The organism is Mesorhizobium sp. M7A.F.Ca.ET.027.03.2.1 (assembly GCF_003999175.1).
Taxonomy (GTDB): Bacteria; Pseudomonadota; Alphaproteobacteria; order Rhizobiales; family Rhizobiaceae; genus Mesorhizobium.
On sequence record NZ_RZOM01001860.1, the window covers coordinates 1 to 496 of the forward strand.

2 pseudogenes are annotated in these 496 nt (G+C 65.5%); both read left to right on the forward strand.

Annotation, left to right across the window (positions count from 1 at the left end):
• Positions 1-138 (forward strand): annotated as a pseudogene (locus EN750_RS41380) (EamA family transporter); the annotation flags it as partial.
• Positions 139-166: 28 nt separating this feature from the next.
• Positions 167-483: pseudogene (locus EN750_RS38485) on the forward strand (LysE family transporter); the annotation flags it as partial.
• Positions 484-496 lie beyond the last annotated feature (13 nt).

Sequence of the window (496 nt, forward strand, 5' to 3'; positions counted from 1 at the left end):
ACCGCGATCCGCGAAACCAGCGTCGTCTTCGCGGCCTTCATCGGACGCCTGTTCCTCGGCGAGATGCTGACGCCGCGGCGGGTCGGCGCCTGCGCTATCGTCGCGCTCGGCGCCATCTGCCTCGGCTATCAGCCGTGACGGAAATGCGGATCGCGAAGATTCTGGACTGCAGCCCGTCTCAGGACGGTGAGGGCTGCTGACGATTTTTGCCACCGGCATCGCGCTCAATCTTGGCAATCCGAAGATGCCGTTGTTCTACGTCGCGCTGTTGCCTAGCGGCGTCGGCGCATCGCTCAATGCTGCTCATCTTGGTGTGCTGATGATGGTGATCCTGGCTGTTGAAGCGGTGGTGATCGGCGTTCATGTCATCCTCGCCGGCCGCGCCCGCAGCCTGTTGCGCACGCCAGGGATCGTACGCCGGGTGACCGCGCGGCGGGCGGTGTGATGATCGGCGCCGGCGTTGCCGTTGTTGCCGCGCGCTGAGCGGATTGCCCAG